Annotated in this window: 10 protein-coding genes (1 of these 10 cut by a window edge); 6 read left to right on the forward strand and 4 right to left on the reverse strand. The window is 42.4% G+C overall.

Annotation, left to right across the window (positions count from 1 at the left end):
* Nucleotides 1–10506 carry the start of a tandem-95 repeat protein gene (locus tag NOS7524_RS15830; RefSeq protein ID WP_015139489.1) on the reverse strand. Its footprint begins 21762 nt before the window's first position, so only the first 10506 of its 32268 coding nucleotides appear in the window; the start codon lies at nt 10504–10506; its stop codon lies off the left edge, out of view.
* 1112 nt (nt 10507–11618) lie between these two features.
* Between NOS7524_RS15830 and NOS7524_RS15835 the strand changes: the two genes are divergently transcribed.
* The 4 genes from NOS7524_RS15835 to NOS7524_RS15850 all read left to right on the forward strand — a co-directional run bounded on the left by NOS7524_RS15835 (nt 11619) and on the right by NOS7524_RS15850 (nt 15311).
* Nucleotides 11619–12359, forward strand: coding sequence for a hypothetical protein (locus tag NOS7524_RS15835; RefSeq protein ID WP_015139491.1), 741 nt, complete (start codon nt 11619–11621; stop codon nt 12357–12359).
* A gap of 128 nt (nt 12360–12487) precedes the next feature.
* Complete coding sequence (locus NOS7524_RS15840) at nt 12488–13135, forward strand: cohesin domain-containing protein (protein ID WP_015139492.1); 648 nt, start codon at nt 12488–12490, stop codon at nt 13133–13135.
* Nucleotides 13136–13830: 695 nt separating this feature from the next.
* Entirely contained in the window at nt 13831–14274 is a 444-nt protein-coding gene (locus tag NOS7524_RS15845; RefSeq protein ID WP_015139493.1) for a hypothetical protein, read from the forward strand.
* Between the two features lie 695 nt (nt 14275–14969).
* Complete coding sequence (locus NOS7524_RS15850) at nt 14970–15311, forward strand: helix-turn-helix transcriptional regulator (RefSeq protein ID WP_015139494.1); 342 nt, start codon at nt 14970–14972, stop codon at nt 15309–15311.
* Between the two features lie 105 nt (nt 15312–15416).
* On the opposite strand, the gene NOS7524_RS15855 is transcribed toward NOS7524_RS15850, so the two are convergent.
* The 3 genes from NOS7524_RS15855 to NOS7524_RS30990 form a co-directional block, all read right to left on the reverse strand.
* Entirely contained in the window at nt 15417–16097 is a 681-nt protein-coding gene (locus NOS7524_RS15855) for a polysaccharide deacetylase family protein (RefSeq protein WP_015139495.1), read from the reverse strand.
* 109 nt (nt 16098–16206) lie between these two features.
* Nucleotides 16207–17499 carry a glycosyltransferase family 4 protein gene (locus NOS7524_RS15860; RefSeq protein ID WP_015139496.1) on the reverse strand — a complete coding sequence of 431 codons (1293 nt, stop codon included), beginning with the start codon at nt 17497–17499 and terminating at the stop codon, nt 16207–16209.
* 628 nt (nt 17500–18127) lie between these two features.
* Entirely contained in the window at nt 18128–18259 is a 132-nt protein-coding gene (locus NOS7524_RS30990; RefSeq protein ID WP_268742014.1) for a hypothetical protein, read from the reverse strand.
* Between NOS7524_RS30990 and NOS7524_RS15865 the strand changes: the two genes are divergently transcribed.
* Both NOS7524_RS15865 and NOS7524_RS15870 read left to right on the forward strand, forming a co-directional pair.
* Nucleotides 18234–19367 (forward strand): ISAs1 family transposase, encoded by a 1134-nt coding sequence (locus NOS7524_RS15865; RefSeq protein WP_041555354.1) that lies wholly within the window; start codon nt 18234–18236, stop codon nt 19365–19367. The genes NOS7524_RS30990 and NOS7524_RS15865 overlap by 26 nt on opposite strands.
* A gap of 414 nt (nt 19368–19781) precedes the next feature.
* A complete protein-coding gene (locus NOS7524_RS15870) occupies nt 19782–23711 on the forward strand; it encodes a DUF2157 domain-containing protein (RefSeq protein ID WP_015139498.1) in 3930 nt (1309 codons plus the stop codon).
* The last annotated feature ends 230 nt before the right edge of the window (nt 23712–23941 follow it).

Below are 23941 nucleotides of genomic sequence, written 5' to 3' on the forward strand. Positions count from 1 at the left end.
AAATCCTTGAGAACCCTTGGCTTCCCAATCAATTAAATAGCCTGGGGCGAGAATTGTGCCGTTGGTGTTGACTGATGAATCTAAGCTTGTCCAGTTAATATTGGTGAGGTTATTCGGCTGTCCCCCTAGGTTAGAACTAAAGCTGACTTTGGGTGTGCCGAGTAATCCCCCTCCCAGTTGGGGTAAGCCAAACTGGAAGAAGGCATAGGGCGCGTCAAAGTTAGCTAAGTTGCGGAGGGCGACTTGGTAGCGTCCCACGTTACCGGGCGGGAGGAAACTCAAGATGCGGGGGCCACCCATACCGATGTCTGCATCGAGGGGAGTGGCTGGTTCAATTAAGTAACGGTAAGGTGCGATCGCCTGCCGTCCATCAGGATTGATCACTTTCACGTCATACAATCCTAGAGGGGCGTTTCTAAAGTCAAAGGTAGCAATTAAATGTGTACCGTCTACGTACTTGAAGCTAACGGGAGCATATTCCCCAAAGCCGGGGCGCACTAATTTCACAATGGCATTGGGGCTAAACTGTGCGCCATAAATATGGGTGGTGACGTAGCGAGTATCACCGCCCCTGTCAGTGGCGACGTTGGTAATACTGAAAGGTAGCAGTTCCGCCAGTAAACTGAGTTCGGTTTCTTGGTTGTATAGTCCCCGTACCAGGATGTAGTAACTACCAGCTTGGGTATTAGCTATAACTAGGGATTGGTTTCCTGGCTGTTGACTTTCATAACTCGCGTCAACGTTTTGGCCATTGGGTAGGTCGTTGTAGCGAATATACAACTCGTTGAAGATGTTGGGGCGATCGCTAGTTAAGTTAACTTTCAGGGTTTGACCGAAGCCAACATCCACTCTGTAAAGCCGTTCTTGAGTGACTATCTGTTGATCAACTCTCTTGGGCGTGAGTGTTGCTTGGGAGGTGACACCCAACTGTAAGGTATCTGCACTGACATTAAACGCATCTGTAGAAGCTGTAACGTTGTTGTTGTCTTTGATATCTTCATAGATTTCATTGAAGATATCGGTACGTACAATGATGCGGTACTGGCCAGGCAGAACACCAGGAAGGGTGACGTTTTGGCGGTTGGTGTAGGTGGCGTTATTTTCTAAGCTGCCATTAATTATCGATGGTTGGTCAAAAGTACCGAGGAGACGGTCATTAATATCCAAAATACCATCGGCGGAAAGGTACAGTGCATCCCTCCATCTACCTTTAGCTAAGTTGCCAAAGTTCTGGACTGTCCACTCAACGGCAATTTCTCCCCCGACTTTGCCACCGGGGGCGACGGTGACATTGGTGACTTGTAAGTCGGCTGGTGGTGGGACGGTGATGTTAAAGACAGTGCTAGCCAGACTGTTATTATTATCGTCAGCTTCGTAAACTGCACCCGCAGGACTGGAGCGATCGCCATCGGCTAAGACGATGATGTAGTAAGGGCCTGTTAAATCTGTGGGTAATTTGAAGGTGACGGTGTTGGTGTAATTATTAGGGTTGCCTACTAAAGGTTGATTGAGGCCAACATCTACAGATGTAAGATAGCGATCGCTATTTAAATCCAAATATCTATCCGCCGATAGATAGACTAAATCACGCCAACGTCTTTGATTTGGTGGTACTTCCCCAACACCTGTGTTAGTTACGGTGTAATTAAAGTTGATGGTTTGCCCAATGTTGATATTTTTGTCAGTGGGTAAGTCTGCAATGGTGATGTTAGTAACTTCTAAATCCGGTGGTGGAGTGAGGGTAATATTCACCGGCACTACTTTAATATTGTTGCCTTCATACTTAAATTCCGGCACACTATCACCCAAATTCCGCAACCCAGGCTCTAACGGTGGTAATTGTCCAAACAAGTTGGCATCAGTAAAGAAGATGAGGTGATATTTACCACTGATGCCATCAGGTAGGCGGAAGTCGTTAATTGTGGCTGAATAACTGCTTTCCTTCAACAGAGCGCCCTTACGGTTGTAAAAGGCAATCATCTGATCGCGACTATCTAATGTGGTATCCTCGGAGAGATATACCCGTTCCGTCCAAATACCCTCTCTGGTGTCTCGTCCCTCACCGTTGGTGTCTGAGTTTTTAACTGTCCAACCCAAAGATACTGGCTTACCAGAATTCAATTGCGGCAAGTTAGCCAGAGGGGTATTAGTAGAGGGGAGATTGTTAACATCAAATACCTGATTTGCAATCCGCAGTTGGGTAAACTGTAAATCTGGTTCGCGGTAAATAACGGGGAAGGAGTCGCTACGTTTTCTGTTATTAGTTAAGGAGTTTTCAAAGGCGCGATCGCGGTAGGTACGTTGATTAACAGTAGGATTCGAGCCACCGTAGGCATTGGTAATTACATAGATATAGTAATCACCGTATATCCCTCTGGGTAGTGTTACCCTTTGTGTTTGGGTATATTGATTGTTTGCAACTTCCTCTCGCCGAATCGTAAATCTACTTAGCAGCGTCCCTTTATGGGGTTCAAAATCGTCAGGATTCCCTTGCCACAAATAAACTTCATCTGTCCAAGATTGTGTACCCGTCCAAATGGGGTTGTTATAGTTCTGGACAGTCCATTTGACATTCACCCCTTCCCCAGAATGGAATGGTCGCTGAGTATCGGCGACTGTAACGGTGACACTGTTAACTCGCAGATCCGCAGGTAAGGGATCGATTTCTACTGTCGTGTTGGCTGAGTTATTATCTATCTCAGATGTACCGCCGCCTTCCCACACTTCACTGGTACCAAACCAAGGATCAGCTGTGACGATTACTTGTACAGCCTTGGCGGAGGTGGGTAGTTGGAATTCCGCCGAGTTGTTATAGGACTGATAGACTGGGCTACTACCAGTAGTATCAGCTGCTCCTAGCTGTTGACGAGAGTTAATTCGCGCTAGTCCTACGCGATCGCCTGTGTCTGTCACCAAATATACAAAATCTTGCCAGTTAGCGGCAGATTCTGCCCCTAGGTTAGTCACCGTCCAGTCAACTTTTAAGGTGCGGTCGCCTCCGGGTACAGTTACTGGTGCCGATGTCAAGACGGCGGTGACATTGCTCACAGCTAAATCTGCGGCTATCTTGGGTTTAATCACCAACCTATTTGGTGAGGCTTTATAGTTGTTACTATCTAGTTGGTTGGGGTCGTCTGGGTTATTGTAAATTGCTGATGTTACTTCCCTAACTGCATCGAAGGCATCGATCCAAGGCGTGACGTACCACTGACCTGTCACCCGTTGTGGTAAGGTGATAGTTTCTCTAAAGTATTCACTTTGACCGGGATTCAGGGTAATGTTCCGGTTACGCTGTGTTGACAGTAAAATATCCTGTAGTGGGAAGAATCCATCTGCACCTTGCGCTATAGGTGAGGGTCGTTGTCTGGTTTTGGCTAGCCAGAAGGTATCTATCCAGCCACCTGTGCTGCTAATGGTTCTCTCTGAGCCAACGTTGGTGACTTTGTAGCGGACAGTGAAGCTAGTACCTTCATCCACTTCGATTTGTTCTACCACCACATCGGAGACTAGCAAATCCGCCGGTGCTAATTCTTGGATATTAAATAGTTGGGAACCTCCCAGGTTGTCGTCTTCTTGGGGATACTCTTGAACAACATTCCCCCCATCAGCTTCCACAACTATATAGCCTGGACCACTATAGTTGTCGGGAATTCTCAGATTAGTAATTTCCCTGGTGTAGCTTTCACTGGCTGCTAAAGCTGAGGCATTATCAATCGCACCTAAAAAGATATCTTTGGTAAAAACACCTTGTGAGTTTCTGCCATAGGAAAGATAAACGTTATCCCGCCAGCGTGGCGTTTTGGTTGCAACAACGCCTTCATTTGTCACCGTGTATTTAACGGAGAACACACCACCAGCTTTGAGTTCACCGATGGGTTCTACCTGGGAGACTGTCAGGTTGGGATAGAAGGGGAAGTTGATTTGGATAGCGTCGGTATCAACGGTAGTGTTGTCAGTGATATTACCCTCATAAATGAGGTTGGTACTGTTGGGGTTGAGTAAGGCATTGGCGTTGGTGATTACCTGAATTTGATACAGTCCTTGTAAACCTGTAGTGCCAATAAATTCCGGTACGCGTAAGCGTTCAGTGCGGGTATAACTACCGTTTTCATCCAGGGAATTATTGTAGATAAACGAACCCAAAACAATAGGCGCAGCGTTGGGTTGATTTTGGGGGACTAAGGCAATCCGATCTACCCAAGTCCCTGTGGCTGTACGACCTTTATTTTCTACCTTCCAAGTAACATCAATGGTTGCACCAGCTTGGACGGTTTGCGGTGCGGTAATTTCTGTTACTTGCAAATTAGGCGGATTGCGATCGCCAGGAATTTGGATCACAGACGAGATGATTCTTCTATTGTTGTTGGTGTAGATGAATTCGTAGGGATTCCCGGCTGTTACTACTACATACACCGGCCCGGCGTAACCGTTGGGAACAGGCAGTTGTACAGAACGGTTATAAGTGTTTTTAACATCTAACACGCCGAAATTCTGGAAGGTTCTGGTAGAGATGATCCCTGTACCATCGCTGTTACGGGCTAGTTGTACAATATCAGTCCAGGTGTTGGTGTTGGTCGGGCCGATCCCTTCGTTTTTAACTGTCCAGGAGACATTGAGGAAGTTGCCACCTGGGGAGCTAGTATCAGGAATGACTAAATTGGCATTAGCATCGGTAATGACTAAATCTGCGTAGCGGCTAGTAGCGACATCCAGATATTGCTCGGCTTTGCCTCTGTTATTATTCTCGCCTGTTGTGGTTTCTGCTACTTGGTTAGTAGCATCTGTTTGCACATATAAGTCATACCGTTCAGAGAAGAAGCCGATGGGTAGATTAACGGTCACATCACGAGTGTAAGATTCACCTTCACTCAAGAAGCCTGTATGGGTATATTCGCCAATTACCCGTTCAATCCCAGTTCTAGAGATGGCAATGATCTGGTCTACCCAGGTATTACTTGAGCCAATGCCAGCAACACTATTAGTTACCTTCCAACTCACCTTAACCGGTACTTGGTTAGGAATGGTGACAAAGGAGGAGCGACCAGTGTTATCCGTTGGTTCAACGGCAATCTCTGTGCTGATTTCAACGTCAGATACAACTAAATCTGCGTGACTGATAATAATTTTCCGACCCGAAACTAACAGGCGATTATTATTCTCATTGCTTTCTATGACTGTATTGTCAGCATCGGTGACCACTAGCAACTCATACTCACCATCTGCTAAGTTTTCGGGAATGGTGATTTGGCGAGAAATTGTCCCCAAGGATGCTTGATTGCGGCTAAAGCTACCAATTTCAATTAAATTACCATCTTTGGACAGGTAAACTTTATCTACCCAAGTTTGATTGCTAATCCCATTACCTGTTAAATCTGCAACTCTCCAAGTGAGGAAAAATTGGTCTTTTTGCGTTAAGTCTGTGGGGAATGTCGGCTCAATTTCGACTACTGTTAAATCTGGTGTGGGTGCAGGGTTGAGGGTGATTTCATCACTAACTATCTGGTTGTTAGTTTCGTTGGTTTCCCCTTCGGTATTGCCGACATCAGTCTGGATGATGATGTAGTATTTACCTGCGATGAGTTGGGCGTTAGTTAAGGGTAGGGGGATAGTGCGGGTGTAGCTTTCACCACCTGCTAATGGTACTTTGACGGCAGGAAGGTTGATTTGGATATCATCATTACTGATGGTTTTGTCTTGGGAAAGGTACAGGCGATCGCTCCACGCCACATTTGAGGTAGTCTCGTTACTGTTATTAGTAACAATCCAACTAACATTCAGGGTTTGACCCAAAAATGCTGATGTAGGTAAGGTTAGAGCCGGGTTAAAGTCTACTTGTAAATCAACGTCGGGGGCGTTGAGGAGGTTAATTATAAAGTCTTTGACAAAGGTTAATCCCCCGTTATCCGTTACCTTGACTTGAATGGTGAACTGAGGATTAGATGTAGCTTCATAATCTAGTAACGTGGAGTCGGCTACGACTAATCTATTGCTGTTGAGGGCAAAGCGACCTCCCGCATTATTCAGCAGTTCATAAGTGAAACTACTGCCTCTATCTTGGTCTGTAGTGCTAAAAGTACCAATAATTGTGCCGTTCGGACTGTTCTCCCGAATGTTGTTAGCACTTAAGGTAATATTACTAGGTGCTTCATTCTCGTTAGTCAGATTAATCGTCAGGTTGCTGTCAACACTCAACCCACCCGCATCGGTACTGCGGACATTAATTACATAGCTAGTTTGACTTTCAAAGTCGAGAACTGCACCCTGAGCTACCCGAATTTCGTTACCATTCACCAAGGTAAACCATTCATTACCTGAGAGTAATGTATAGCTATGGCTATCTCCCACATCCGGGTCAGTGGTGGTTAATCTCCCAACTAAAATTTCTGGTGCGCTGTTTTCTGGAACACTAATTGGGTTGAGAGTGATGTTTGTAGGCCTCTCGTTAACATCTTGAACGGTGATTGTGAAGGGAACTTCTACACTCAAGCCACCAGAATCTGTCACCCGCACACTAATGTTATAGCTGGTTTTGGCTTCGTAGTTAAGGACATTTGCTCTAGCAACTACTAATTCATACTGACCTGTTTGTAGATTCCTTTGAATGGCGAAGGGTCTGTCAGCGTCTTGATTGACTATAGCCAGAGTGTGGGTATCAGTAACATCCGGGTCAGTAATGGTAAATCTGCCTACTACAGCACCAACAGCACTATTCTCTGCTATCTGGGTGCTGTCTAAGCTGAGATTGGGGGAGCCATTGGCTGGTAGACTGACTTGAATTCCCAGTGGGCGGGAAGTGTTATTATATGTTCCCGTTAATCCTAAATTTCCTAGAGGAACGCCCCTGAGACGAATAGCATCCAGGTCTTCTTTAGATAAAACCGTGTTGTAGATGAATACGTTATCAATTAGACCTTGGAAATAGCCGCCAAATGTGGGGTTGCTTCCGATATGTAAGTAATTTAAACCTTCATTAAAAATTCCTGTCTCAGTCAAAACTTGATCATTAACATACAAGCTAACTAGACCTGTAGTTTGGTTATAGGTAGCTGCGATAAATGTCCAATTCTCTGTATCTATAGGTATTTCTGGGGCATTCGCTACATTTGTAGTATTTAAAAGAGTGCCGCTTCCAGAAAAGGTAGACCAACGAAATGTATTTGTTGTCGTACTGTTGGTATTGCGATTATCAATAACTAAACTGCGATCAAAGCCCCCATTATCATGGGAAATGATCGCCATTTGACCTTGTGTGCTGGGTTTGACCCAAGCACCCCAAGACATGAGGGGATAATGGCTAGGGTTGACATCCAAATTCACCCGGATAACTTGCGGATTCAGTCCACTACCGTTGAAAGAATATGCCTGACCACTATATCCTTGATTGCTTAGGGCTGCGCCTGTAACAATGCCGTTATTACCACTACCACTGACATCGACGGCATTACCCTCAAAGGGGAAGTAAGCTAACAGATTTGAATGTTGCAGTCTGCTAATTTCCACTCCTGATGTCAAACCAGTCGTTACAGCTATGTAGTAGCTGCCTCGCAAGTTGGTTGGTAGGGTTACTGTTTCAGTGCGCTGGAAGCTATCAAATACTGAATTAGGAATGAGTGAGCCTGTGTTGGTAAATTCCGAACCAAGAAGCAGATCATCACTATCACCGATAGTTTCGTTTTGGCTTAAGATAATGCGACTGCGCCAGGATGTAGCGGTGGCTGTCCCTTGGTTTTTCACTTTCCAAGTGACTTGGACAGATGCGGGATTACCGATGAGTTGGCTATTATCAACGCTGACATCAGTAACTACTAAATCAGGCGCAACAGCTGGAACTGGGGTATTTGTTACCTGAATTTCTTTAACAACAACGTTATTGGTTTCGTCGCTTTCAAATTGTTTGTAGCGGTCATCAGCCACAAATAGTAGATATCCTGTTCCGGCTGCGACTCTGGGAAAAACAAATTTAGCACTTGTCAGGTTCTCTGCAATACTACCATTGCTGAGGATTGTTGTTTCTAGCGATCGCCCTAAGAAAATATCAGTGATATCTAACTGGTTATCTGTAGAGAAGTAAACCCCACTACTCCAAGGCTGGTTGGCAGTGGCTGCATTGCCTCGATTACCAACGCGCCAGTTGACTGTGATGGTAGAACCAGGATCAACCTGACTAGGAGCATTAATTCCTTCTGCAATAATGTAGAGGTCTGGTAATGATGGATTTGTAACTTGTGTAGTGTTGTTTACATAAGTAATGCCGCTAGCAGGTAAAGTTCCTGTGTTAACAACTCTAGCTTCAGTAAAGGTCAGATTGCCTGATGAGACGTTGGCTGTACCACTGTTATTAAATGTAACTCTTTGAAAGGGAGTGCTATTATCCAGAGTGTTACGATCCAAGGATTTGGTTACAATGCCAGTGTTGGTTAAAATACCATTCACCATGCCTGAACCATTGGTATTAAAAATATTAAAATTACCTTGGTTGTTAATTACACTGCCCTGACCTGCGGAAATACCGCCAACTCTCCAGTTAACTGTACCCCAATTGTTCAGAGTATGACCAGCACCTAAAGTGCGACCACCGGAGATCAGATTCAGAGTTCCTTGAGGAGCTATATTTGTCACACCATTGCCACTCAGGGTGCCACCACTCCATTCAAAGGTATTAGTGGCTGTGAGTACACCATTTACATATAGGGTACCGTTTGACAGTGTTAAAAAGGCGATCGCTCCATTCCCTTGCAGATTCAGGGTACCGGCACTCATCGTGAGTGTGCCACCTCCTTCAAGGGTGGCAGAGGTGGCAAAGTTGTAGATGTCTATCCCTTCATTCCCCAACTGCAAACTGCTACCTTCTTTGATGACAACGGTGTTATCGAAGGTGCCATTTCCGAGCAGGTACAAGCCACCACTGTCAATAGATACAATCCCGCTACTGCTGAGACTACCAAAGAAGTTGTTGGTACCTGTGCTGTTTCTTTTGATGAGACTACCTTGGTTGTCTAATGTGCCACTAAAGGAGTCATTGGTTTCGATGTAAAGTTGCCCTTGGTTAATCCATTTGGCTCCGTTAGATGTGGTGACATTTCCGCCTTGCCATGTGGCTGTGTCTGTGTTGGTTAACTGCCGACCGGAAAGGGTTTTGCTGAAGTTAGCATTGGGATTAGTGTTGCTGATGTTGAGGGTGCCTACACTCATCGTGGTGTTGGCACTGCCACTGAGTGTGCCTGCTCTCCAGTTATAGGTACCGACTTGAAAATTATCCTGACCTTTGAGGGTTCCCCCTGCCTGATTCAGATTAGTGATGACAATGGTATCTTGCGGCGTATTGAAGTTGACTTCACCACCATTGATGTTCATCACGGCAAATGGCTGTGTGATTGTGGCATTGAAGTTGGTGGTACCGCCATCGAAGATAGGACTGTTACTGAGTTGATAATTCCCTTGCAGATTCAGGGTACCGGCACTCATCGTGAGTGTGCCACCTCCTTCAAGGGTGGCAGAGGTGGCAAAGTTGTAGATGTCTACCCCTTCATTACCCAACCGCAAACTGCTACCTTCTTGGATGACAACGGTGTTATCGAAGGTGCCATTTCCGAGCAGGTACAAGCCACCACTGTCAATAGATACAATCCCGCTACTGCTGAGACTACCAAAGAAGTTGTTGGTACCTGTGCTGTTTCTTTTGATGAGACTACCTTGGTTGTCTAATGTGCCACTAAAGGAGTCATTGGTTTCGATGTAAAGTTGCCCTTGGTTAATCCATTTGGCTCCGTTAGATGTGGTGACATTTCCGCCTTGCCATGTGGCTGTGTCTGTGTTGGTTAACTGCCGACCGGAAAGGGTTTTGCTGAAGTTAGCACTGGGATTAGTGTTGCTAATGTTGAGGGTGCCGACACTCATTGTGGTGTTGGCACTGCCACTGAGTGTGCCTGCTCTCCACTCAAAAACGTTGGTGTCAATGTTGCCACTACCTGTAAGTGTTCCACCGCGAAGCCACAATTGATTTAGGGATGCTTCGTTACTTATAGAAAGTGTGCCGCCTGTAATCTCTAATATTTCCTGGCTAACGATCGCACCAACTGTGGTGTTGACCGCGCTATCAAATTTAACAATGATATCCTTATTAGGATCGTTATCATCAATGACAACGATATCGCCTTGTCCTGGTAATCTGCCTAGGTTCCAGTTGTTGACATTAAACCAAGAATTATTTTCTTCCCCCCCTCCTGTCCAAAAGATGGTTCCTACTAAGGCAGATGCTCCCACTAACGGCCGTGTGGAATCTCCTGTGAGAGATTTGGTGGTAAGTGCCGATTCATCAATATCATCAATAGATAATGTGCTTACTTCATAATTACTATTAAGTTGTGCCAATGTGGGCATTGGGTAATCAGTAGCACCGTTGACTACTAAAGTCGTAATTCCCAGATTCTCATTTGGCAAATCAAAAGGAGAATTTTTCTGTAAATCAGGAATGTTAGGAATTGGGCTACTATTTTCCGTGAACATATCTGCTTTTTACTTAAATAAATTAATCAGGTTAAATAAAGGCAATAAAAATTTATGTAACGACAAGGTTACAGTCGCAAAAAATAGACATATCGACAAATTCGGTAGAAAATATAAGTAAAATTTCAACCGACTCATCATTTATGTCATGAATTAAATATTTAGTTTCTTGCTAAGTTTTGGTAATTAGCAATTACCCACGAAGCTGATATTAAGTAATTGCTCAAAACTTGGCTGATTATGTTATTCAGTTAACCTCGTGACTACAATTCAGTAGCGTTTTTGGTCTTGTAGTTTCATCTACGAAGCTCCTGTAAAGTGAAATATATCAGGCCAATTTCAGTGGTTGTTCTTGATTCTACACGAAATTTTAGATTTTCATTCATTAAATTTACTTAAAAATTACCATGACAATGGTGTACCTGTAAAGTTGCTGGAATAGCTATGGTTACTGCATTAGAGGCTAATTGATGGATCAGCTTGCTTGCTGTATAGAGACATGAATAATCCCAGTACAAACTATACTTTCAATAGATTTTTATCTATGCTTGCTACAGCCCCACTTTAAATGATGGCGTTCTGTCTACCTAGGTGATGACCAACGGTCAGAGACTATTACATTTTCAAGCATCCTAAGTTTTAATGATGTATTAAGACGAAGTTATACTGAGCTTTATCTAGATTGTCAAAAGGTATGCTCACAAGTAACGTAGATTTACTTGGTATTTTGCTAGACTATGCTGAGATCAAAAAAAGTGTAAAGTTATCATTAAGGGTGTTCAAAAAGTAAGACACACCTGTATGATATACCTAGATTACCGTAGAAATACCCAATAAGGTATCTTAAAATAACTCTCCAAGTTATTTTGTAATTTCTGCTAAACATCTTGTTTTTCAGGATGCAAATATAACCAAGAGTAGTATTATGACAAATGTTTTAGGTTGTGTTGACTCTCTCAAATTAATTAGAGATAAAAAGTACCAATTATTAGTGATTTTCCAGAATATGGAAGAACGCTAATTTAATGGATAATGACCTCAATTTTGGTCATTAATTTATCAACAACACACAACTTTCTAAGAAAATTTCAGATACAAGTAAAGGGAAGATAATGAGCCAAAGTTTTGCAGCCCAAGAACTTTTGATTGCGATCGCAGTAAAACAGCAAAACCCGACAATTTTGACTGCGGATTTCTTGAAATATACTGGTATTATCCCTGGTGACTGGGAATTAGCTAGACCACCTGTATTAACCAACACTGCGGCTCAAGTAGTTTTCCAAAACGGCGTGAGCCTAATTGCAGAGACAAACAGAATTATCTTTGCTGAGGCTATTGCTAACAAAGATCCTCAAGATGTCCAAGTCCCTGCGATCGCTCACAAATATATTGAGACAGTTAAACAAGTAAGCTACCAAGGAATTGGCATTAACTTGAGAGGCTTTGTCCTGTGTGAGCCAAAAAATCAAGCTGCTCGTAACTACATTTTTAGTAACTTACTGCAATCCGGCGCATGGCAAGATTTTGGTTCAGCGCCTATGCAAGCTTCTATGCGGTTTGTGTACACCCTGGATGATACACAACTATATCTGGATGTGAATGAAGCTGAGTTGCAATATCCAGACCAAACATCTAAGCCAGCTGTACTATTCTCTGCTAATTTTAGCCGAGCGATCGCTCAAGAAGAAACCGCAGAACGTTTAGCTGCTATCGGTACAGTCATTGACAAGTGGCAAAGCGATTTAGCGACATTAACACAACTTGTTGATACCAAGTTTTTTAGTGGCGAAAACTATCCCATCAATGCTACATCCAATGAACCAATTCAGTTTCCTGCAATGGTAGGAGAATAGGTTAGTAGTAACTAAACAATGCACAATTGCTAGCAACTGCAATTGTGCATAAATATATTGTTGCTTGGGTCTGTATACCATTCTTACATAAAGAATTTTTGGAAATATAATCTCTTAGCTTAAGGTTGATGAAAAAAAACTTTGTTTTAGGTTTAGCGGTTGGATTATTATCAATCCTGAATGTGGATGCAGCACAAGCGGTATCACTCAGGTTCACACCTGAATCTCAAACAGTAAATTTAGGCGACAATGCAGTAAAAGTAAAAGTTGAAATTTTTGATCTAGCAGTTCCTGGCCAATATGATAATGACTTGGGGGGATATAATTTTAGATTTGAGTTTGATCCTAATATTCTTCGGTTTGCAAAGGTTGATTTTGGTGATCAACTGAGTAATAGTTTGTTTCCATCTATTAAAGATGTGCAACCTTTAAGTAGTAGTTTAATAGATATATTTGAAGTTTCTTTATTGACTCCTGATGAACTAATTGACCTGCCACAAGCTAATAATTTTACCTTAGCAACTTTAACTTTTAACGCCATTGGTTTGGGTACAAGTGACTTAAGGTTCCAGACTTTTCCTTTATATCTAGCAGATGCTAACGGAATCGATTTATCCGATGGTAACGGCAATACATTAATTCCTACTCTCGGTGATGCCTCTGTTACCGTCATCCAACAAGTGGCAACTATTCCTGAGCCTGCCAATATGCTCGTATCTATGGGCGCTTTAACAACATTGTTTGTGATGCAACAACTTAAAAAGAAAAAATCATGAGTTTGTTGAGTCATAGTTAAAAAGCTCCTGCAAAAGTTAATAGGGTGCGTCAGTCAGATAAAATCTTGCAACACCAAGAAATTATTTGTACTGACGCACCCTTGTATGTTGAGAGAAGTAGTAGATCGTCGCACCCTTGGTCATACTAGACCGCTTTGTAGCAAGGGTCACTACCTCAATCTTGGTAGTAGCAGGATGTTTGCTGTTTAACAAATGCCTTATTCCTAAAATTGCTTATACAATACCATGTTTTTGTAAAAAATAATCACTTAAAAATACTTGTTGTCGATTGGAACTATCAGAAATAATCTATCGTCATTTTGGGAATGCTAATCGAGTGCTAAGTCTGTGTCAAACAATGTAGGTAGTTAGGCAAATAAACTCCTTCTAGAGATTGAAGAGAGGAAGTGATTAATGCCTTATTATTTACAATACTGTTTTGCTGCCTTGGTCTGTGATTTTCCTAAAAGTTTGGTTTTTGACCGGAATATGATTCTTTAAGGTTGTATCTACTGATTTATTTGCCTTAGTTGAGACAAGTTGGTATGGGAAGATTTTCTGCCGCCAATTTTTGTGTGTCTGCGTGGACAAAAGAAAAACTACTAAGTCATAAAAAACATTTCTAGTGATATTGCAGCAATGTATTGCTAAGACTATTTATCACTAAAATTGATGATGAAAAAGAGGGGTTAAAAGTGTTCAGAATTTTATGTGATGCTGATTTAATATTAGAAGCTTTGATGAATTGTACTGAATTCACAACAGATGTTAGACAATTATTAGAAAGTGTACATCCATCAATTAAAATGCACTTAACGGATGTGGGCTTACAGAAAATTTATGCTTATACCTCTTGTTTAAAAAACCCTAAGATTGCTGATATAGTAGTCGCTTGGTTACTAGAGAAAGTACAAATTTGTCTGGTTAATCAGAATATTTTGCAAACAGCACGTATGTCACCAGTGAATAATTTTGAATCTGCTGTAGAGTTGGTGTGCCTGGAAAATTATCAACTAGATGCGATTGTTACTAACAAACCAGAAGATTTTCAAGAAACTGCTAGTCAGAGCTATGTCTGGTCGTTTGCCGACCTGTGGTTGCGTGTCAATCTAGAAAATCAGTTACACGTAACACGCTAAAATGCCTTTGGCGATATTTTTAAGTCAACAGAAATATCCTATAGTAGAAGGCAATAGGCACTCTTGCAATAGGCAATAGGAAAGAAGGGGGGTAGGGGTATACTCAATACCTCTCGGTTAAGGAATTAGGAGTGACTTTTACTCACGAAGTTATCATGGTTTCAGGCGTGTAACCTGTTCCATTTTTGAAAGGATTAGGGCTTAACCGAAAAGTATTGGGGGTATACTGAGTTTTTATGCGCTAGCGCAGGCTACGCCAACAAAAATCAAATATGATTCCCATAGCTTCATTTCAGTTAAAGTACCTTGACAATTTGTCAGCATTTGTAATGCCGCTCACTGTTTTGGTAAAGAATAGCTAGGGACTTCCAGATAAAAAAATATCCAAAATGTAGGGTGCGTCAGTGCAAGAAAACCTAGCTGCACCAAGAAATTATTCATACTGACGCACCCTTGTATATTAAGAGAAGTAGTAGACCGTCGATTTGGAATAAGTTATTTTTTGATGTTCCCCTACCACTCAAGCAAAATCTTTTTCTGTATTTGCTTTGACCTTGCAAGAAATTTTCATCGGGGTAAGTCTGGTATGTAAAATAATTTAACGATACAACAAAAGTTTTTTAGTAATTTTATAGGCGCAGGTTTTCTTTGATGATAGGATCTACGACTATAGATAGATATAAAGTGCTGTAGCTGTGAAACAAAAGCCAAAATCAAGGATCGCTTTGCTTCGGGAAAAAGCAGGGCTAACCCAGCTTGAACTTTCCCGCCTTGTCGGCGTGACTGAAAGCACTATCCAAAACTGGGAAAGCGGCCGAACTGGGACTGATCATATTGAAAGAATCATTAGGTTTTGTAAAGCCTTAGATTGCCAAGTACAAGACCTAATTGAGTATGCAAGTGAGCCAACAGAAGATTCTGTAATTCAACCAACTTCATTAAGTGAAATACATCAACTTTTAGGTAATCAGGAGGTGGCTGTAGCTACTACTTCTGATGCTGAAGTTGCTCAACAGTCACAAGCTAAAAGTACCTAGCAGTCCGCTTTGATGTTTGAACTTACTTCACATAGGGAGGAAACAAGGTACGAGAAGCAGGATTATGAGGTGTACTGAATCTTTTTTAAAATCAAAGTATTCTTGTTAAGGGTTTGTTTGAACTTGCTGCCATAGTGCATCAACTGTGACAAACTCATAACCTTTTTGTAACAGTTGAGGAATGAGAATTTGAATTGTGGCAGCGACATCTTGTCCACCACAAGCACCATCATGTAGTACAATCAATGAGCCGTTTTGGACTTGGTTGAGAACTCGTGTTACGACTTTAGTTACTCCAGGTCTGACCCAATCTTCTGGGACAACACTCCACATAACTGGACGGTATTGCCATTGTCGGAATAATTGGAGAGTTTTGGGTGTAAATAAACCGTTGGGAGGTCTAACGTCACGTACTTGTGTAGGTACAAGATGACACGCACCATAGATGGCGCTTTGGGTTTTTTCTAAACTTTGTTTGAGGTCGTTTGGTGAGAGCATGGTAAAAGAGCGATGATCGTAACCATGCAATCCTATCCAGTGACCACGATCGCTGATGGCTTTAGCAATTTCTGGAGAACGATTCACACAAGCACCCAACCAAAAAAAGCTAGCTTTGATGTTGTAGCGGTCTAAAACTGTTAGCACCTGGGGAGTGTATTGGGGATGGGGACCATCATCAAAAGTGAGGGCGATCGCTCTAGAATGAGAATTGCCACTCCAAAGACAGTTGGAAAAAGTAGGTTTGAGAATGCGGTAAGCGATCGGTAAAAGGGGCGCAAGTGCCATGTTGATAATATTTTTGGGATTTTAGGGATTGTGCTGTGAGCGAAATGGCTAACCCTAGGTTAACAAGTCAGCTAATCATCGGAAAATTCCACACTCCCCAATCCCTTGCTTATCTGAAAATATCAACCACCGATTTTTGGGAGTTTAATTTCTCTACACTACCCAAAGTTGATTTGCCTTTGCCCGTTACCTCAAAGAATAGCTCCTCATACTGCTGAAGTGCCTGCTCAAACGAGAATTTCTCTAAAGCAAATTGTCTACCTTTGTGTCCAAGTCTTGCCCCTAAATCCGAATTATTGTATAGATCCAAAACTGCTGTTGCTAATGCTTGTGGTGACTCTGGCTCTACAATTAGTCCGCCGCCACTCTCCCTGATTACTTTAGCAGCTGTGCCAGTTGCAGGTACTGAACCCACTACCGGACGACCAGCTGCTAACAACAGTGGAATCTTAGAAGGCATATTGAAAGAGATCACATTACTTTTTTGGACAATTAACCCCACATCAGCAGCTGCTAACATTTGCGGTAATTGTTCTCGTGGTTGCAAGGGTAATAGTAAAACGTTATCTGCACCACAAGCTAGGCAATATTTCTGCAATCTAACTAAAGCTGTGGATTCACCAATAATTACAAAGGTGATGTCTGGTATGTGACGCAAGTAGGCGGCGGCGGCGACTACTGTTTCTAAACCTTGGGTTAAGGCAATATTCCCGGAGTACATCACCACAAATTTACCGTTGAGGTTATGGGTAGCTCTCCAGGAGTTGTTTTTGGCTAAGGGGCGAATAAAATTCACATTCACCCAATTGGGAATACAAACAATCTTTTGGGGATTAACTCCCTTCTTCACTAAATTTTCCCAGAAGCCATCGGCAATCACACTAATTTTAGTGGCACGACGGTAGGCAAATTTTTCTATGGCTTCACACACCCGAATCATCGTTTTATTGGTCATCAACCCTACACGTACAGCTGCTTCGGGCAGAATATCTTGTACGTTTAGCACTACTGGGCATTTAAACAGACGACCTAGTAAAGTTGCTGGTAGTGAAACTAATAGTGGTGGCACTGTCAGGAGGATGACATCAGGCCGTTTACCGTTGAAGGCTTGCGGCAAGCTCGTTACTATAAAACTTAATTCTAAAAGCAACCGATCTATCAGGTTGGGTTTGGATTTAATTCGCAGGTAACTGCGTTGGATAGTCACGCCATTCTTTTTTTCTGTAACGTACCACTTACCCTTATATCCATCGTAAATTTCCCTCTGGGGATAGTTAGGCATTCCCGTAATCACCCGCACTTGATGACCTTGTTCTACTAGCCCTTCTGCTAGTTCGGTGATCAGGGGTGCGATGCCAATAGGCTCTGGATAATAGTTGTAAGAATAAATCAGAATGTGCATGAGCTATGAATAAATTTTGTGGTTTCAACCTGATAATCTCTAAGTCCTGGAGTCATTAACTTATAAAAACTTTTTCATCACGATATTCGTATATTTATTTATCAACATATACGTTGTTAAATATTACTGGCTGTGCAAGATAAAGCACATACAAGTAAAAAACTCAATCCGTATCAATAACTTGAGATGATCAGGTTTTATCTCCTTATTTCTGAAGTCATCAAAACAGCAGAATCTTTAAATATGTTGAGACTTATGCTTTAAATGGGTTGGGATATATCGCATTGTAGCTTTATAGTCCAATTTTTTGAGGGTTTTTACTGAGGTTTTATCAAATCTTTAAAGTTTAACCGAATCTTTACCTTCTAAGTTAAGAGTTTTATTTATACTCACTTACTTAATCTTTTCGCTTTATCATCAAGTTATTCTTGAGTTAATTTTTATGAAATGTCCATTAGTAAGTTCTAAAAACTAGGAAAATTAAATTAAATTAAAATGCTTAATTCTTCATTTATTGAGGCTCTATTGAACATTAATAGGGACTAGAGACTAGCATTTTTGACACCGGGAAGCTATCCTAGGCGGTGTCTACAGCAGGGCGAACGCATCTAAATATAGTACGCATATACTAAGAGACTGAGAAAGGTAGCGATCGCTCTTTGGTATGGAGGTTGAGCAATGAGGCTTTGATGGTAAAGTCATTGTAAAAGTAGAAGAAGAAAGTATCAAAAAGCGTGAAGCTCAAGCCCAAAATCACCATTGCTGATCACTTCGTACAAATGTCAGACCCACGAATAGATCGTACAAAACTACACAAGTTAATTGACATTTTAACCATTGCCATCTGTGCAGTGATATGTGGAGCAGATAGTTGGGTGGCAATAGAATTGTATGGCTGTACAAAATATGAATGGTTGAAAACATTTTTAGAGCTAACAAATGGAATACCATCACACGATACATTTGCGCGAGTATTTGCACAGTTGAATCCACAGCAATTTCAGGAATGCTTCTTAAATTGGATGAAATCAGTACATAAGATAACTGATGGTGAAGTTGTGGCAATTGACGGGAAAACTTTATGTGGTTCTTATGATAAAAATAGTGACCAGAGTGCAATCCAAATGGTAAGTGCATGGGCAACTACAAATAAATTAGTGCTGGGACAGGTGAAGGTGGATGAGAAATCAAATGAAATTACAGCAATTCCTGAATTATTAAAGGTTTTAGAATTAGCTGGATGTATTGTAACGATTGATGCAATTGGATGCCAGAAAGAGATAGTGAAGTTAATTACGCAACAAAATGCAGATTATGTAATTACTTTAAAAAAGAACCAAGGCAATCTGTATGATTCAGTAGAACAGCTATTCAAATCAGGGATAAGTACAGATTTTCAAGAGTTTCAACACAGCACATATAAAACCGAAGAAACAGGGCATGGTCGGCATGAAATCCGCAATTATGTGATGTTATCAGAAATACAATCTCGGCTTGACCCTGATTCAGTTTGGTCAAATTTTAATAGTATTGGGATGGTAGAATCCGTCCGGCAAGTAGATGGTAAAACAACAGTAGAAACTCGTTATTTTATTAGTAGCCTTGGAGTTAATGCCAAACAATTTGCTAATTCTGTTCGGAGTCACTGGGGAATAGAAAACTCATTACATTGGGTATTGGATGTAGCTTTAAACGAAGATGACTGTCGGATTAGAAAAGATAATGCTCCACAAAATTTTGCAGTAATGCGGCAGATAGCAATCAATCTTTTAGGCAAAGAAAAGCGGGTCAAACGGGGAATTAAAAATAAACAGTTCCTAGCAGCAATGGACAATAACTATTTAGAAAGAGTTTTAGCTTTAGCGTAAACTAGTTTGTCAAGAATCTAGTTAATATTGTTGTTTATTTCAGGAATAAGCTTACTTATTCATGGCTAAATAGTTAGCTAATTTATCCTTAAACAAGAGGTTTTTTATTAGAGATAAGTCAATTTATGAGTCTGCAAAAAAATCGATTTATTTTGTTTATCTTTTTGTCAAATTTTGCACTTATATAGATGACTTTGAAATTCTTATTAGTTTTTATTAGGAAATAAGGTGCGTTTCCCCTGGTGTCTACAGTACGCTGCTCACGCCCCGCTACCGCTAACAAAACTCGGAAGTTAAGTAATGAGAATTTACATGAATAATTACTATCGGTCAGTAGAATAACTGGCATAGCGATCGCATAAATATACTTTAATCAAATGAAGATTAAGGTATCTACCGAACCCCTTGCGGCTTATGTCATCACCTTTTGAGCATCCGCCTCAAAAAATTGAGTTAAAAGTATCCTCTAGCCATCCTGAGTTATTAGCAGGGTTGGATATATGGTTGCGCTTGGGTTTAATCTCCGATATCCAAGTTAGGCAAATATGTCGAGATTTTCTTACCTGTCGAGTGGAGTTACAACCCCTAGTTGAGCCTGAGCTACAGCGCGTAGCTGCATCCCCTAGGAGATTAGAACAGCCATTAATTGCCTATCTACCGGAAGAACCAAAACAACCAAAACAACCAGCACGCCCCAATGTTGTCAACCAAATGTTGCAATCTTTGGGGGCAGAATTAAGTGTCCGTTGGCTGCTGTTTTTGGGTGTATTTTTAGTAGTCTTATCTTCTGGAGTCTTGGCGGCTAGTCAGTGGGAGAGATTCCCGGCTGCGGGACAATATGGGGTGTTATTTGCTTATACTTTGAGTTTTTGGGGTTTGAGTTTTTGGGCGGGGAAACAACAGAACTTGAGATTAACAGCTCAGACATTGTTGATTGTCACCCTGTTGCTAGTGCCGGTCAACTTTTGGGCGATGGATAGCTTTGGATTGTGGGGTAATCCCATCGACTGGTTGACAGTGGCGATCGCAGCTCCGATATTAACAATAGTGACAGTTTTGTTATGTAACAATCGCACAGTTATCAACCACACACCCAGAGGCAAATTACCTCTAATAAATATTCTGGGTTTAATTTATCTACATTGGGGTTGGCAATTACCATTATTTCCCCTGGCGGCGATTTACGTGGCAATGGTAGGTACAACTATCCTGACTCTTTATCAATATCGTCGCCAGCAACCCACACCCCCCGTAAATGAAGGTGAACATCTGCCAGAGTTAGGGATTAATTTATATGCGACTGTAATTATCTATGCTTTACTACTCCTACTGGGAAGAGGAATATTTGTTGCTAGAGTTGATGTCACCCAATTAGGTTTAGCCATTGGTATCTGCGGCTGGTTAGCAACTTGGCTAGCACAACAGAGAAGCAGGGGAGCAGAGGCGCAGAGGAGCAGGGGAGAGAGTGAAACTAATGCTCCTGTATTGCAACTTGATGTACTTTGGCAAAGACTCGGCGGTATCTTACTCTTTTTAGGGTGGTTAGTAGCAGTGTTCAATCATCCAGCCCAAGCTTTAGCCGTGAGTGGCTTGGCTTTGTGGGTGGTGACAGGGCGGTTGCAGAGATATAGTTTACAGATTGACTTATTCTTATTGTTTTTGATTGGCTTACAGGGGATTTGGTTGGGTTGGCGGTTAGTTCCCTCTGGGTTACAGCAATTGGCTATCACCATAGGAACACAACTCACTCAATCGCAAAATGAACCTTGGGCTTTATTAAGTGTGGTGTTATTTCCCTACCTGGTGTTTATGGTAGTGGTGACAGAAAATTTATACCGAGCCAACAAGCGAGATTTGGCACACTTTGGCGAAATTTTAACTCTGTTATTTGGAACTTGTTTAACAACGATCGCTACTGTTAATCCTACCTTGCGATCGCTCAATTTTCTTGGTTCTACTCTTACCCTGATAGTTGTTAGTAAACGTCGTTCTCCTCTCCCTCTTCCCTTGGTGTATCTGACACACACAATGGGAGTGCTAACATTCTGCTCAGTGATTAATTGGTTCTTACCGAATCTAGCCTGGCATTTGTGGGCAAGTATTTTATTAGTGCTGATGTTGGCAGAGTGGGGATTGAGCCTGGGTGATGGCTTGTGGCAACAGAGTGCATGGCACATGGGATTTGTGCTTGCGGCTGTGAGTTTTGTGTTGCTGTGGACAAATGCTGAATCTGCTTGGATAGGAGAAATTAACAGCCCAGACTATTGGGGGGTGACTTGGTTAACAACACCTGTAGCACTCGCAGTTATGGCTAGTCGGACAACTCAACACCGTACTGCCAATAGTTTGTTTAGTATCTTAGCCATAGGTACAGCGCAGTTACTCACTTTACCCCTACCAGGAATTAGATTAATTGGCTTGGCGGTGGGTACTGGTGTCATGTATGCTAATTCGCGGTATTTACGTAGCTCACAAGTTGCGGGTGTTACTATAGGTTTTGGTTTAAGCTTGATTGCGGCGCTGCTGTGGGAAGGTATCCCCGGTTTATCGCGCCTAGCCATACCAGGGTGGTTTGTTGTAGGTGCGATCGCTACTTTCAGCTTATGGTTAGGACGTACAGCACTGTCACGCCGGAATGATGAATTAGCAAGGATATATGCAGTTGCTAGTGATCAATGGGCGATCGCACTATGTACTGTAGAGTTATTGTTGATGACCCTACATTCCTCCTTAGTGTATCAGGGTAATGTCACACCTGGATTTTGGTATTTAATTGCTACAGTCATCACCTTAGCTGCAATCATTTATCGCAGTTGGCAACAACCCACAAACTGGGCATTTTATGGTATCGGTTGGTGTGTAGAGTTATTAGTTGCCGAGGTATTGGGCTTTGGGGAACGTTCAATTATCCGAATCGCCATTGCTAACATTGCCTTGGGTTTATTCTCGCAGATTTTAGGCGAATGGTGGCGGCGCAAATTCCAATTAACAAAGCTTCCCAGCAGTTTCCACGTTCTACCCCTGATGTATGGTGCATTTAGTGTACTGCTCAGAGTAAATACCTTTACCGATTGGTCGGGCTTGGCTTCTTTGGGTGTAGCATTAATCTTTGTTGGGGTAGGACGACGCAGCCGTGATTTAAAATCCTTGCTGTACTTGGGGATTATCGGCATTTCCATCTCTGCCTATGAACTCCTGTTCTACCAAATGTTACAAGCCTCCGGCGGTGGCTTGGGTGACGGCTTAATTGCAATGGCTGCCCTAGGGACTGGAATCATGTCAGTCTACCGCGTCCTCGCCCCTTGGCTGGCAACATGGTTACGCCTCACACCCCAAGAACTCAAAGGTATTGCCCATCTCCACTGGGTTTGGAGTAGCAGCTTACTCATGGCGGCAATTGCCCAGCCAATTCAAGTTAATCGCATGGTGGGCTTAGGAACGGGGGCATTTTTGATTACCTATGCCATCTTGCAAGGGAAACAAACCGCTAACGACAATGAACCCCTCGTATTTGGGCGCATCCCCGCAGCCGACTTGTGGGTTTACCTCGGCTTCTTCTTAGTAGCGGGGATGCGGATTTATTGGCGAGAAACCGCCGTAGGACAATGGTTAGCAGGCCCCTTAGTACCTTGGAATGGGGCGATCGCCTGCGTATTTGCTTACTTTTTATACATCTTACCTTGGGAGCGTTGGGGTTGGTCTAAACAACCTTGGCAATTAGCCGCCTACATTTTCCCCCTAGTAGTTCTCGCGGAAAATAGACTGCAAGTTTACCCCATTACCTTGGTAATAGCGGCTGGGTACTATGTTTTTCTCGCCAAAATTGGCGCAAACATTCGGTTCACATATATAAGTGTATTCTTGGTAGATGGGGCGTTGTTTTTGTGGTTTGACAGCTTACGTCTCAATGATTCTTTATGGTATGTGACAGTAATTGGTTTATCACTCCTGTATCTCGCCCAAGTAGATCCTCTACTGCGACAGCCAGAAAATAAACTACCTCGTCATACTTTAAGATTAATCAGCAGTGGTCTTATTTGTGGCTGGGCAATTTTATTTCATCAGCACGCCCCCTTGATACCAGGAGGTTTTGCCCTCATTACCATTTTTGCTGGGTTAGCTTTGCGTGTGCGGGCATTCCTGTACGTTGGCACAACCGCTTTCTTCATCACCAGTATTTATCAATTAGTGATATTTAGTTTGCGCTACCCCTTCTTAAAATGGGTAGTTGGTTTACTGGTTGGTATTACGCTCATTTCCATTGCTGCTAACTTTGAAACTCACCGCACTCAAATTACTTCCCTGCTGCGTCACACCAGTAATGAGGTTGATGAGTGGGAATAGGCAATAGGCAATAGGCAATAGGCAAAACTAATACCATTTCACGAAAAACCTGATACAGATGTAAACCCTAAAAGCTTTGCTGCATCTAAGTTTTTTAATTGCGTTAGCGTTCGCGTAGCGTCTCGTAGAGAAGCGGGACGTTAGTCCATTGCGTTAGCGGAGCGGGACGTTAGTCCATTGCGTTAGCGGAGCGGGACGTTAGTCCATTGCGTTAGCGGAGCGGGACGTTA

This window comes from Nostoc sp. PCC 7524 (assembly GCF_000316645.1).
GTDB lineage: Bacteria > Cyanobacteriota > Cyanobacteriia > Cyanobacteriales > Nostocaceae > Trichormus.